Annotated in this window: 10 protein-coding genes and 1 tRNA gene; 3 read left to right on the top strand and 8 right to left on the bottom strand. The window is 70.8% G+C overall.

What is annotated here, in order from left to right; all coding sequences use genetic code 11:
- Nucleotides 1-64: 64 nt before the first annotated feature.
- The 5 genes from BUR99_RS12900 to serS all read right to left on the bottom strand — a co-directional run bounded on the left by BUR99_RS12900 (nucleotide 65) and on the right by serS (nucleotide 5,059).
- Nucleotides 65-1,363, bottom strand: a complete 1,299-nt coding sequence (locus BUR99_RS12900; RefSeq protein WP_074260751.1) for an LCP family protein — start codon at nucleotides 1,361-1,363, stop codon at nucleotides 65-67.
- A gap of 28 nt (nucleotides 1,364-1,391) precedes the next feature.
- A tRNA-Ser gene (locus BUR99_RS12895) sits at nucleotides 1,392-1,476 on the bottom strand.
- Between the two features lie 114 nt (nucleotides 1,477-1,590).
- A complete protein-coding gene (locus BUR99_RS12890; protein ID WP_074260750.1) occupies nucleotides 1,591-2,886 on the bottom strand; it encodes an LCP family protein in 1,296 nt (431 codons plus the stop codon).
- Between the two features lie 74 nt (nucleotides 2,887-2,960).
- Nucleotides 2,961-3,782, bottom strand: coding sequence for an HAD family hydrolase (locus tag BUR99_RS12885; RefSeq protein ID WP_143231654.1), 822 nt, complete (start codon nucleotides 3,780-3,782; stop codon nucleotides 2,961-2,963).
- Nucleotides 3,783-3,793: 11 nt separating this feature from the next.
- Nucleotides 3,794-5,059 (bottom strand): serine--tRNA ligase, encoded by a 1,266-nt coding sequence (gene serS, locus BUR99_RS12880; protein WP_074260748.1) that lies wholly within the window; start codon nucleotides 5,057-5,059, stop codon nucleotides 3,794-3,796.
- A gap of 108 nt (nucleotides 5,060-5,167) precedes the next feature.
- Here serS and BUR99_RS12875 point away from each other — a divergent pair, with 108 nt between their 5' ends.
- Nucleotides 5,168-6,175, top strand: coding sequence for a diacylglycerol/lipid kinase family protein (locus tag BUR99_RS12875; protein WP_074260747.1), 1,008 nt, complete (start codon nucleotides 5,168-5,170; stop codon nucleotides 6,173-6,175).
- On the opposite strand, the gene BUR99_RS12870 is transcribed toward BUR99_RS12875, so the two are convergent.
- Together BUR99_RS12870 and pheA are read right to left on the bottom strand one after the other, a co-directional pair.
- The gene (locus tag BUR99_RS12870) at nucleotides 6,153-7,094 is read right to left on the bottom strand and encodes a hypothetical protein (protein ID WP_074260746.1); all 942 of its coding nucleotides are present in this window, start codon (nucleotides 7,092-7,094) and stop codon (nucleotides 6,153-6,155) included. The two genes, BUR99_RS12875 and BUR99_RS12870, sit on opposite strands and share 23 nt — an antisense overlap.
- A gap of 27 nt (nucleotides 7,095-7,121) precedes the next feature.
- Nucleotides 7,122-8,075 (bottom strand): prephenate dehydratase, encoded by a 954-nt coding sequence (pheA, locus tag BUR99_RS12865; protein WP_074260745.1) that lies wholly within the window; start codon nucleotides 8,073-8,075, stop codon nucleotides 7,122-7,124.
- 98 nt (nucleotides 8,076-8,173) lie between these two features.
- Between pheA and BUR99_RS12860 the strand changes: the two genes are divergently transcribed.
- The gene (locus tag BUR99_RS12860) at nucleotides 8,174-9,451 is read left to right on the top strand and encodes a DUF445 domain-containing protein (RefSeq protein WP_074260744.1); all 1,278 of its coding nucleotides are present in this window, start codon (nucleotides 8,174-8,176) and stop codon (nucleotides 9,449-9,451) included.
- Nucleotides 9,452-9,660: 209 nt separating this feature from the next.
- The gene (pgm, locus tag BUR99_RS12855) at nucleotides 9,661-11,286 is read left to right on the top strand and encodes a phosphoglucomutase (alpha-D-glucose-1,6-bisphosphate-dependent) (RefSeq protein WP_074261033.1); all 1,626 of its coding nucleotides are present in this window, start codon (nucleotides 9,661-9,663) and stop codon (nucleotides 11,284-11,286) included.
- A gap of 84 nt (nucleotides 11,287-11,370) precedes the next feature.
- On the opposite strand, the gene BUR99_RS12850 is transcribed toward pgm, so the two are convergent.
- The gene (locus BUR99_RS12850) at nucleotides 11,371-12,546 is read right to left on the bottom strand and encodes an amidase domain-containing protein (RefSeq protein WP_143231627.1); all 1,176 of its coding nucleotides are present in this window, start codon (nucleotides 12,544-12,546) and stop codon (nucleotides 11,371-11,373) included.
- Between the last annotated feature and the right edge of the window lie 146 nt (nucleotides 12,547-12,692).

Raw genomic sequence — 12,692 nt, 5'->3', positions numbered from 1 at the left:
GCGTGCATACGCGAAAGTCATCATAACCCGATGATGCCGCGGATGACGATTCGAGCGACCGAGCCTACTGGTCTTCGAGCGTGCGACCCGCGGAACAGCGGGTCTCTGCCGCGGTCTGACCGGTGACATCGCTCGGCAGCGCCTCGGCGGTCGGCGGCGTCGGAGTCGTGGCATCGTCCACTGCGGGGGCCTCCTCCTCGACCGGAGCCTCGGCCTCGGCCTCGGGAGCCGCGTCGACGGCCGTGGGGTCACCTGCCGACGCGAACGCCGCTTCATCGGCCTCGGGATCGAAGGTGACCGGCAGATCGTTCTGGAGGGCCGTGTTGACGATCTCCGCCGATTCGGACGGAAGGAGATCGCCATCGGAGTAGCCGGTCGGGTACTGGATGAACGCGATCTTGCTCAGATCGGTGTCTTTCAGGGCGCTCGCGATCGAGATCATGGTCGTCGGGTCCATGAGGCTGTCGGAGAGCTCCATGTTCGCGAGCGCGGCCTTCGCGATGCCGTAGAGCTTGACCGGATCGCTCAGCGTGCCGTTCGACTGCAGCGTTCGCGCGAGCGCCGACATGAAGACCTGCTGATTCGAGATGCGGCCGAGGTCGCTGCCGTCGCCGACGCCATGGCGGGTGCGGAGGAACTGCAGTGCCTGCATGCCCGAGAGCTCCTGCATTCCGGCGGGGAGGTAGAGATCGGTGTGCTCGTCTTCGATCGGTTCGGCGATGCAGACGGGAACGCCGCCCACGGCTTCGGAGAGTCCGGCGACGCCCAGGAACTGCACGGTGCCGGCGAACAGGATCGGCACGCCGACGAGCTGCTCGACGGTCTTGACGACGCACGGCATGCCGCCGAGCGAGAGCACCGAGTTCATCTTCACGCCGTACTGCTCGTACAGCGGATCGCCCGCGGGGTCTTCGGGGTCGACGCACGCGGGCACATCGACGAGCATGTCGCGGGGGAAGCTGATGACCGAGGCGTTCGTGTGGTCTTCGGAGATGTGCAGGAGCATGGTGACGTCGTTGAGGACGGCCGTCTCCTCATCGGGATCGCCGAACCCGTCGCCCTGGCCCTCGCGGCTGTCGCTGCCGATGAGCAGCAGGTTCACGCCGCCGTCGATGGCCCCGACATCGGGCACACCCTCGAGCATGTCTTCGTTGCCGAGCGTGACGCTGGGCTTGGCGGTATTGGCGAGGTCCCACGCCGCGTAGGCCGCGACGGACATTCCGGAGACCGCCGTGACCACGACCAAGGTCACCGTCACCTTCGCGAGCGTGCGCCAGATGCTGCGTCGCTTCAGGCGACCGTGGCGCACGACCGGCGTCGACGACGCCGCGCGTCGTGCGCTGGATCGAAGTTCTTCTGCCACCGGTGTCCTCTCATGTCGTCGGTTCTCGCGGAGGGCGTGGGATTCGAACCCACGAGGCATTGCTGCCCACTGGTTTTCAAGACCAGCTCCATCGGCCGCTCGGACAGCCCTCCATGCCCGTGCGATCACATGGATCGTGCAGGCAGGCGCCCATTCTAGCCGTTGCGCGTTCCGATCAGCCTCTCAACCCCTCCTGAGAGCACCCTGAGGCGGCATAGCTGCTGGGATCAGCCCTCGTTCGCCGTCGTGCACCGCACTTCGTCGCCGGTGATGCCGGTCACATCACCGGGCAGCGTCTCGGCCGGCGGCGAGGTCGCCGGGGCATCCGACGGATCGGCTGCGGGCGCCGGCTCCGCCGCCGGAGCGGTCGGGCCGGCCGTGGTGCCGAACTCGGAGTTCTCGTTCGCGGTCGGATCGAGCACGACGGGCCGGTCCTCCTGCAGCGCGAGGTTGATCGCCTCGGCGGAGTCGGTCGGCACGACGTGCTGTCCGTCCCCCGCCTCTGCGGTCGGGTACTGGATGAACGCGATCTTCGAGAGATCGGTGTCCTGAAGGGCCTTCGCGATCGAGATGAGGGTCGCCGGGTTCTGCAGCTCCTTCGAGAGCTCCATGTTCGACAGCACGGCCTTCGCGATCGAGTACAGCTTCACCGGGTCGCTGAGCGTGCCGTCGCTCTGCACGGTGCGGGCGAGCGAGGCGAGGAACGCCTGCTGACTCGCGATACGGGCGAGGTCGCTGCCGTCGCCGACCGCCTTGCGGGTGCGGAGGAACGCGAGCGCGTCGTAGCCGGAGATGGAGTGAGTGCCGGCCGCGAGGTGGAGCCCCGAGTCGGGATCGTCGATCGGGTCCACCAGACACACCTCGACGCCGCCGACCGCCTTCGAGAGGGCCGCGACTCCCTTGAACTCGACCACGCCGCCGACGGGGATCTTCGTGCCGGTGAGCTGCTCGATGGTGAGCGAGACGCAGCCGAGACCGCCGTGGACGAGCACGCTGTTGAGCGGCACCCCCGACATCGCCGACAGCGGGCCCGAGGCGGGGTCGACCGGGTCGGGGCACTCGGGCACCGGCACGATCATGTCGCGCGGAAAGCTCACGACCTCGACATGGGAATGGTCCTGAGAGATGTGCAGCAGCATGTTGACGTCGTTGAGGATGCCGTCGTCCTCTTCGGGGTCGCCGAACGAGCCGTCGAGCGGTCGCTTGTCGCTGCCGACGAGGAGGAAGTTGAGCCCGCCGTCCATCGCACCGATGTCAGGCACGCCCTCGAGCATCCCGGCGTTCGCGAGCGAGACCCCGGGCTTGACCGAGCCGATCAGGTCGACGGCGGCGTACGCGGCGACGGATGCGGCGCTGACCGCGAGCACCGCGACGACGGATGCTGTGAGCTTCAGATAGGTCGATGCGGCGCTCCGCCTCGGCAGTCGCCCGTGACGGGCCACCCCCGCCTGCTCGGCAGCAGCCTTCTGCTCGGCAGGAGTCTGCTGCTCAGCAGCGGCCTGTTGCTCGCCCGTCTCGCTCATCGCACCCCTCCGACTCGCCCGATTCTATGCTGGTGCGCTCGGAGTCGCCCGATACCGGCGCGGAGCGCGGCGCGTCACGGCAGCGAGTCGAGCACCGCCGCCAGCCCGGCGTCGTCGACCGAGCCGCCCACCTCGTTCGCGGCCTCGCGCACCTCGTCGGGCGCCTGGCCCATCGCCACGGCACGGCCGGCGGCACCGGCCCACGCGAACATCTCGAGGTCGTTGCGCCCGTCGCCGGCGGCCAGCACGCGATCGATCGGCAGTTCGAGCCACCCGCGCACGCGCTCGAGCGCGGTCGCCTTGTTGACGCCGTCGGGGGCGATGTCGAGCCACGCGGTCCAGCCGATGGCATAGCTCACGTGATGCAGGCCCATCTGGTCGACGATGCCGAAGAACTCGTCGAGACCGTGCTCGAGACTCGTGACGACGACACGCGTCGCGCGGTGGTCGAGCAGCTCCTCGAAGCGCACCTCACGGGCGTTCTCGAGGTTCCACTCCGTCATGCCCTCGGTGTAGAGCCGGTAGCCGTCGGGCAGCTCGACCATGAACTTGCCGGACGGCAGGAACCCGCGGATGCGCTCGAGCACCTGCGTCGGGTCGAACGTCTCGACGTGGCGTCGCACGTATCCGTCGGGCGCCGAGTCGTCGCGCTGCATCGTGATGGCGCCGTTCGCGCACACCACGTACTCGGGCGAGAGCCCGAGCTGCTCGAGCACCGGAGCGGTGGTCGACCACGAACGGCCGGTCGCGAGCGTGACGACGTGACCGCGGTCGCGGGCGGCGGCCACCGCGTCGACGACGACCGGGTCGATCGAGCCGTCTTCGTGCATGATCGTGCCGTCGACGTCGAGCGCGACGAACCACTGCTCGTCGACGGCGGCGTCGGAGCGCGGCATCCGCTCGATGCTCATGCGATCGGCTCGAGCACCTCGAGGCCGCCGAGGTAGCCGCGAAGCGCCTCGGGCACCACGACCGAGCCGTCGGCCTGCTGGTGGGTCTCGAGGATCGCGACCAGCCAGCGCGTCGTCGCGAGCGTGCCGTTGAGCGTCGCGACGGGCGCCGTCTTGCCGGTCTCGGTGCGGTGGCGGATGTCGAGGCGGCGCGCCTGGAACGTCGTGCAGTTCGACGTGGAGGTGAGCTCACGGTACGCGTTCTGCGTGGGCACCCACGCCTCGACGTCGTACTTGCGGGCCGCGCTCGATCCCAGGTCGCCGGCCGCGGTGTCGATCACGCGGTAGGTGAGGCCGAGGTCTTGCAGCATGCCCTCCTGCCAGCCGAGCAGGCGCTCGTGCTCGGCCTCGGCGTCGGCCGGGTCGATGTAGGTGAACATCTCGAGCTTGTTGAACTGGTGCACGCGGATGATGCCGCGAGTGTCTTTGCCGTGGCTGCCGGCCTCGCTGCGGTAGCAGGTCGACCAGCCCGCGTAGCGGATGGGCCCGTTCGACACGTCGATGATCTCGTCGGCGTGGTAGCCGGCGAGCGCGACCTCGCTCGTGCCCGTGAGGTAGAGCTCCTGCTCGGGCAGGTAGTAGACCTCGTCGGCGTGGGCGCCGAGGAATCCGGTGCCCTGCATGATCTCGGGGCGCACGAGCGTGGGCGTGATGAGCGGGGTGAAGCCGGCCGCGATCGCCCGGTCGAGGCCCATGTTCATGAGGGCGAGCTCGAGGCGGGCGCCGATGCCCTTGAGGTAGTGGAAACGCGCGCCCGAGACCTTGGCACCGCGCTGCATGTCGATGGCGTCGAGCAGCTCGCCGATCTCGAGGTGGTCGCGCGGCTCGAAGTCGAACGCGGGGATCTCGCCGACCTCGCGCAGCACGATGAAGTCGTCTTCGCCGCCGGCGGGCACGCCGTCGATGACGACGTTGCCGAGCCGCTGCATGGCGAGCGTGAACTCGGCCTCGGCGTCGCCGGCGGCCTGGTTCGCGGCCTTCACGCGCGCGGCGAGCTCCTGCGCCTCGGCGACGAGGGCGGCCTTGGCCTCTTTCGGGGCCTGCGCGACCTGCTTGCCGAAGGCGTTCTGCTCGGCGCGGAGCGCCTCGAAGACGGTGATCGCGGTGCGCCGCGCGGCATCGGCTTCAACGGCCGCGTCGACGAGCGCCACGGACTCGCCTCTGAGCTCTTGCGAACGCTTGATGAGGTCGGGGTTCTCGCGAAGCAGCACGGGATCGATCACCCGAGCAAGTCTAGCCGCGGCATCCGACCCCTGATCTGCGGCCCCGTCGTTCGGGGGCCGCAGGGCAAGCGGGCGTTTTTCCCGGTGCGATGCAATACCGTTGGCAGCGTGACGGCAGACCAGCAGGGGGCGGCGGATGTCGCGGGCGGGCGCCCGCGGGCCGCCGTGATCTTCAACCCCACCAAGCAGGGCGTCGAGACGCTGCGCGCGGCGGTCGCCGCTGCCGAGGCCCGCCAGCACTTCGCCCCGTCCCTCTGGATCGAGACCGCGGCCGACGACCCGGGCAAGGGCATGGCGCGCCAGGCCCTCGATGCCGGCGTCGACCTCGTGATCGCGGCGGGCGGCGACGGCACCGTGCGATCGGTCGCCGCGACCCTTCGGGGCACCGGCGTGCCGCTCGGACTCGTGCCCATCGGCACGGGCAACCTGTTCGCCCGCAACCTCGAGATCCCGGTCAACGACCAGGCCGACGCCGTGGTGCTCGCCTTCGCGGGGCTCGACCGCGCCGTCGACCTCATCGTCGCCGACATCTCCCGGGCAGACGGCACCGAGGAGAGCCACGTCTCCCTCGTCATGAGCGGCATCGGCATCGACGCCGCAATGATCTCGAACACCAACCCCGACTTGAAGAAGCGCGTCGGATGGCTCGCCTACGTCGACGCCGGCCTGCGGGCGCTGCCCGCCTCGAAGCCGTACCGCGTCGTGCGCCGGGTCGACACGGGCAGGCACCACCGGTCGAAGGTCTCGAGCATCCTCGTCGCGAACCTCGGCTACCTGCCCGGCAACATCGAGCTGATCCCCGACGCCGAGATCGACGACGGCCGGCTCGACGTGGTCGTGCTGGCGCCGCGCAACCTGTTCGGCTGGCTGCTCATCTGGCGCAAGATCACCTGGGAGAACCGGGTGCTCCGGAAATCGGCGATCGGCCGGCAGTTCCTCGACCTCACGGGCGGCAACCGTCGCAGCGAGATCTTCTACCTGCGCGGCCGCTCGGTCGAGCTCGAGATCGAGGGCGATCCCGAGGAGTTCGAGATCGACGGCGACGAGTTCGGTCTCGTCGCCGCGGCGCGGTTCACGGTCGATCCTGCCGCGCTCATCGTGCGCGTGCCGCGCTGAGCGTCGCGCGGGAGGTCTCGACCGCGACGAGCGCCACGAACGCAGCGACCGCGGCGAGCGCGAGCGGGCCGATCAGGCTCTGCGCGAACTGACCCAGCGCGATCAGGGCGAACGCGTCCGCCTGTTCGCCGGTGGGGTTGCCGTTCCCGTCGAAGACGAGGCCGGCGTTCGCACGCGACGCCTCCGAGGCCCGGCCGACGGCCCAGACCACGCCGACGGCGCTGATCGCCCCGATCGAGACGAGTGCCCACCATGCCGTGCCGCGACCGGACCGGGCGTCCTCGTCGCCGCCCATCTCCCCGGCCGCCTCGCTGGTCGCCGCAGCGGCGCCGCGGCGCTGCACGACCACCGCGAGCGCCGTGACCACGACCACGCCCGTCGCCCCGGCCATCATCAGCGACGGCGACAGCGTCCAGCCGAGTTCTCGGATCCACTGGTCGCTCGACGAGATCTGCCCGGTGTAGTACCCGATGTCGGAATTGACCATCCACGACAGATACGCCCCGAACGCGAACGCCGCGAGCGTGACCGCCCACCCGGCGATGAGCCAGCCGACCGTGGACCGGCCCGACGAAACGACCTCGGCGACGAACGCGGCGCGATCGTGCTCCTCGTCGTCGACCTCGATGCGAGCGGCGTCGGCGCGAGCGTCGTCGACGCGTTCGGCAGGCGGATCGGAGACGACCGCGGCGGCCTCCGGCGCCGTGTCGTCTCGACCCGGCGACGGACGGCCGGCCTCGCTCCCGGCGAACGGCGCCGGGTCCGGGGCGGGGGCCGGGGCCGGCGGTTCGCTATTCCGCGGCATCGCCGCCGGCGCGGCCGACGAGGCATCCGTCGTGCTCCCCTCGCCGCCCGCGTAGCCGCGCTGGTAGCGCGGGTCGAACCGCGGATCGATCCCGCTCGCAGCGCCGTCGCTCACAAAGCTCCTCGGGTCAGGGCCGCCCGATCAGTCGGGTTCGCCGCTCAGCAGGCCGCGCAGCCAGTCACGGGCCTCGATGAAGATGCCGTCATCGTACTTCGAGTGGTAGGCGACCGTCTGCTCGTCGGCGCGCGGATAGGAGCCGAGGAAGATGACGTTGGGGCTCGTGCGGCGCAGGCCGAGCAGTGCGTCGGCGACCCGCTCGTCGGCGATGTGGCCGTCGACGTCGACGACGAATCGGTAGCGGCCGAGGGCGTCGCCGATGGGTCGCGACTGGATGAGCGAGAGGTTCACGCCCCGGGTCGAGAATTGCTCGAGCATCGCGAGCAGGGCGCCCGGTTCGTCGTCGGGCAGCTCGACGATGAGGCTCGTCTTGTCGGCACCGGTCGGCTCGGGCAGCTCGCGCGAGCGGCTGACGAGCACGAAGCGCGTGACGGCGTTGGGGTTGTCGCCGATGTCGCGGGCGAGCACGTCGACGTCGAGGTGGTCGGTGATGCCGGGCGGGGCGACGGCCGCGTCGGCCTGGCTGCCTTCGAAGAGGGATGCCGCGGCCGCCACGTTGCTCGTCGCGGGAATGTGCCCGTGGTCGGGGAGTTCGCGCTCGAGCCAGCCGCGCGACTGCGCGTAGGCGACGGGGTGGGCGTTGACGACCCGCACCTCCGCGAGCGTGGTGCCGGGCCGGGCCACGAGCACGAAGTTGACCGGCACGAGGTACTCGCCGAGGATGCGGAGGCCGGGCACGGTCGCGAGCGCGTCCTGCGTGGCCGTGACGCCGCCGTCGATCGAGTTCTCGATCGCGATCATCGCCGCGGTCGAACGACCGCTCGTGACGTCGGCGAGCGCTTCGCCGACATTGTTCACGCCGCGCCAGTGCTTTCCGGATGCCGCGGCGACCTGCTTCAGCGCCGCCTCGGTGAAGGTGCCCGCCGGCCCCAGGTAGGAGTAGGTCTCCTCGGGCGGTGTGGGCGCGGCATCCGTCATGCAGGCCAGCCTAGCCACCGGGCCGTGAGCGAGCGGCTAGCGTCGACACCGTGCGACACCGCGCGACCGCCGGGCGTCGTGCGCGTGAGGAGGGGCCGATGACCACGCTCGAGGCGCACCGATCCGTGCCGACCGACGTCGAGCGGCTCGCCGCGCTGCGGCGCATGAAGCGCGTGGCGACGGGCCTGCTGATCGTCGCCGCCGTCGTCTTCGCCGTGTCGTTCGCCCTGCAGGACGAGGTGCCGTGGCTCGCCTACGTGCGCGCGGCCGCCGAGGGCGCCATGGTCGGCGCGATCGCCGACTGGTTCGCGGTGACGGCGCTGTTCCGGCATCCGCTCGGCATCCCGATCCCCCACACCGCGATCATCCCGAGGCGCAAGGACGAGATCGGCGCGACCCTCGGCGCGTTCGTCGAGCACGAGTTCCTCTCCGACGAGGTCGTGCTCGGCAAGCTCCGCTCGATCGGCATCGCCCGCCGGCTCGGCGGCTGGCTCGCGACGCCGGCCAATGCCGAGCGGCTGACCGCCGAGGCATCCGTCGCCGCTCGCGGCGTGCTCACCCTGCTCGGCGACGACGACGTCGAGGACGTCATCGAGCGACTCGCCAGACGCCACCTCTTCGAGCCCGAGTGGGGCCCGGCGATCGGCCGGGTCGGCGCCCGGCTCGTGGCCGCCGACCAGCAGCGCGCCGCGGTCGACGCCGTGCTCGAGAAGGCGGAGGCCTGGCTCGAGGCGCACCCCGAGGCCTTCGGCAGCATGGTCTCCGATCGGCTCCCCCGCTGGCTGCCCGGCTTCGTCGACCGGCTCGTCGACGACCGCGCCGCCCGCGAGGTGCTCGCCTTCGTCCGAGCGGTGCGCGCCGATCCGGGCCATCCGCTGCGCCTCGCGATCGACCGCTACCTCGCCGAGCTCGCCGACGACCTGCAGCACGACCCGGCGATGATCGCCCGCGTCGAGCGCCTCAAGGGCGAGCTGCTCGAGAGCCCGCGCGTGCGCGAGTTCGCGGGCGAGGCGTGGGCATCGGTGAAGGCGACGCTCGACACCGCACTCGCCGACCCGTCGAGCGAGCTGCGGGCCGGGCTCACCGCGGCGGTCGTCGAGGTGGGCGCCCGGCTCGTCGCCGACGAGGGCCTCGCCGCGAAGGTCGACACCTGGGTGACGGATGCCGCGGCCTACGTCGTGCGCAACTACCGCCACGAGATCGCGGGGGTCATCACCGAGACCGTCGAACGCTGGGATCCCCGGGAGACGACCGAGAAGCTCGAACTGCAGGTGGGCCGGGACCTGCAGTTCATCCGCATCAACGGCACCGTCGTCGGCGCGCTCGCCGGACTCGCGATCTACTCGATCGCCACGGCGGTGCATGCGCTCGTGTGAGCGCTACACGTCCTGCGGGTTGAGCCTGCCGAAACCTGCTGATCGCACACGGGTTTCGGCAGGCTCAACCCACAGATCGCGAGACGGCAGGCTCAACCCACAGATCGCGAGACGGCAGGCTCAACCCACAGATCGCGAGACGGCAGGCTCAACCCACAGATCACGAGACGGTGCTGGCGCGCCTCCGCAACCCACGGGAGACTATGAACATGCACGAGCGCGCAGGCACCCCGGCGACCGAATCCGACCTCATCGACGTGGAGGCCCTCGTCAGGGCGTACTACGAGCTGCATCCCGATGCCTCGGTGCCCGAGCAGCGCGTCGCCTTCGGCACCTCGGGCCACCGCGGCTCCGCGTTCAACACCGCGTTCAACGAGGACCACATCCTCGCCATCACGCAGGCGATCGTGGAGTACCGCGCCTCGCAGAGCATCACGGGCCCGCTCTTCATCGGCGCCGACACCCATGCGCTCAGCGCCCCCGCGCAGACGACCGCGCTCGACGTGCTCGTCGCCAATCAGGTGCGCGTGCTCGCCGACGAGTTCGACGACTACGTGCCGACGCCCGCGCTCTCGCACGCGATCCTGAAGTGGAACAACGACCCCGCCAAGCGCGCAGAGGGCGAGGCCGACGGCATCGTCATCACGCCGTCGCACAACCCGCCGCAGGACGGCGGGTTCAAGTACAACCCGCCGCACGGCGGCCCGGCCGACTCCGACGCCACCTCGTGGATCGCCGCCCGCGCCAACGAGCTCATCGCCGACGGCCTGAAGGGTGTCAAGCAGGCCGAGCCGAGCGGCGTCGAGACCTACGACTTCCGCGGCAACTACGTCGACGACCTCGCGAACATCATCGACTTCGACGCGATCCGCGCGTCGGGCATCCGCATCGGCGCCGACCCCCTCGGCGGGGCATCCGTCTCGTACTGGGGCGCGATCCGCGACCGCTACGAACTCGACCTGACGGTCGTCAACGAACGCGTCGACCCCGCCTGGTCGTTCATGACCCTCGACTGGGACGGCAAGATCCGCATGGACCCGTCGTCGCCGAGCGCGATGGCCTCGGTGCTCGAGCACGAGGGCTACGACATCCTCACGGGCAACGACGCCGACGCCGACCGGCACGGCATCGTCACGCCCGACGGCGGACTCATGAACCCCAACCACTATCTCGCGGTCGCGATCGAGTACCTCTTCGGCCACCGTCCGAACTGGCGGGCGGATGCCGCGATCGGCAAGACCCTCGTGTCGAGCTCGATGATCGACCGGGTCGCCGCGGCGCTCGGCCGACGCCTCTGGGAGGTGCCGGTCGGCTTCAAGTGGTTCGTGCCCGGCCTCGTCGACGGCTCGGTCGGCTTCGGCGGCGAAGAGAGCGCCGGCGCCTCCTTCCTGCGCTTCGACGGCACCGTGTGGACGACCGACAAAGACGGCATCCTGCTGTGCCTGCTCGCGTCGGAGATCCGCGCCGTCACCGGCAAGTCGCCCTCCGCCCTCTATGCGGAGCTCGTCGAGCGCTTCGGCGACCCCGCCTACGAGCGCACGGATGCCGCGGCATCCGCTGCCCAGAAGGCGGCACTCGGCAAGCTCGACGGCGACGCCATCGCAGCGACCGAGCTCGCCGGCGACCCGATCACGGCGAAGCTCTCGCACGCGCCGGGCAACGGCGCGGCGATCGGCGGGGTGAAGGTCGAGACGGCCGACGCGTGGTTCGCGGCACGGCCGAGCGGCACGGAAGACGTCTACAAGATCTACGCCGAGTCGTTCAGGGGCGCGGAGCACCTGCGGCTCGTGCAGGCCGAGGCGAAGGCGATCGTCGACGCGGCCCTCGGGGGCTGAGCGCGCCGGTCGCTGCGGGTTGAGCCTGTCGGAACCGAGCGCTCGCCGAAGTGGGTTTCGACAAGCTCAACCCGCAGCGCGGGGTCAGCGGAGCGAGAAGTAGGTGACGCTGCCGCCGCCTGAGGCGAGCGCCTCGTCGACGTTCCAGAAGTCGGCGTCCTTCGTGTGGCCGCCGACCCAGACGGCGGTGCCGTTCGCGGTGTGCTCGACGCGGGTGACGACCGCGGTGTGGTCGCGGTCGCCCGAGCCGTCCCAGTCGAACTGGGCGATGTCGCCGACCTTCACGAGTCCGCGCTGCGAGTCGTCGAGCGGCGTCGCGAGGTCGGGGCGGCTGTACAGCCAGTCGCGCATGGCGGTCGAACTCGACCAGCTCGGCGACATCGTGCCGGTCGCCTGGTCGTAGTACCAGCCGGCGTCCATCGCCCAGCCCCGGGCGACGAGCGACTGGCTCGTGAAGTTCGCGCAGTCGACACCACTCAAGACGGTGTACTGGGCCGTGTTGTAACTGCTCCAGTAGGTGAGCACGTAGCCGAGCTGCGCGTCGATGGCGGGGTTCGAGGTGTACGTGAGCGTGAGCGCCTGCGTCGGCGCATGCAGCGCGGCCTCGTCGATCTCGGTGAGCTGGGCGGCGAGCGAGGCCGGGGCGGCCGCACCGGCGACGGTCGCGGTGCCGGGCGTCGTGACGACGACGGGTGCGCCCGCGGCATCCGTGAACGCCACGGCCACGTCGCCGAGGGCGGTGTCGGCGACGGCGGGAACCTGGAAGGTCAGCTGCTCGGGCGAGGCCGCGACGATCGGCGCGGCAGCGCCGCCGACGGCGACCTGGGCGACCTGATCGAGCTGTTCGCCGGCGACCGTGACCTGCGTGCCGCCGGTGAAGGGCACAGCGGCCGTCGAGAGGCCGCTCGTGACGGTCGGCCGCTTCGCGATCGAGACGGGAGCCGCGATGACGTCGCCATCGGCCGCGGAGGACACGGAGTCCGCGGAGACCGACGCCTGGTCGCGTGCGGACGCGAGTTTCGTCTCGTCCGCCGCGGATGCGGCGACGGCGCCGAACGCACTGACGCTCAGGATCGCGCTCGCGCAGCCGAGCGCCATGAACCTCCGGGGGGCACCGCTCGACGAGCGGCGGTTGCGCACCCGCTCGGCGCGGTGCCGCGCACGGCGCTCGCGCTCCACCTGGTCCGCCTGGTCCGCCTGGTCCGCCAGCGTCGCGCCGGCGACCGGTGCGGCGTCGGCTTCGGGGGTCGCGTCGATCATCTGATCGGCGTCGAGCGGGGGCTCGATCGACGACGGGGCCCGATAGGTCGAGCGACGTCGTGCGGGGGGTTCGGTGGGCGTGGAGGCAGACGAGAAGAAGGGGAAGGGCACAGGCGGGATTCCGGGTACGTGATCGGGGGGGGGAA

It is taken from the genome of Agromyces cerinus subsp. cerinus, assembly GCF_900142065.1.
In the GTDB taxonomy this organism is placed as follows: domain Bacteria; phylum Actinomycetota; class Actinomycetes; order Actinomycetales; family Microbacteriaceae; genus Agromyces; species Agromyces cerinus.
This window is presented reverse-complemented; position numbering and strand designations above follow the sequence as displayed.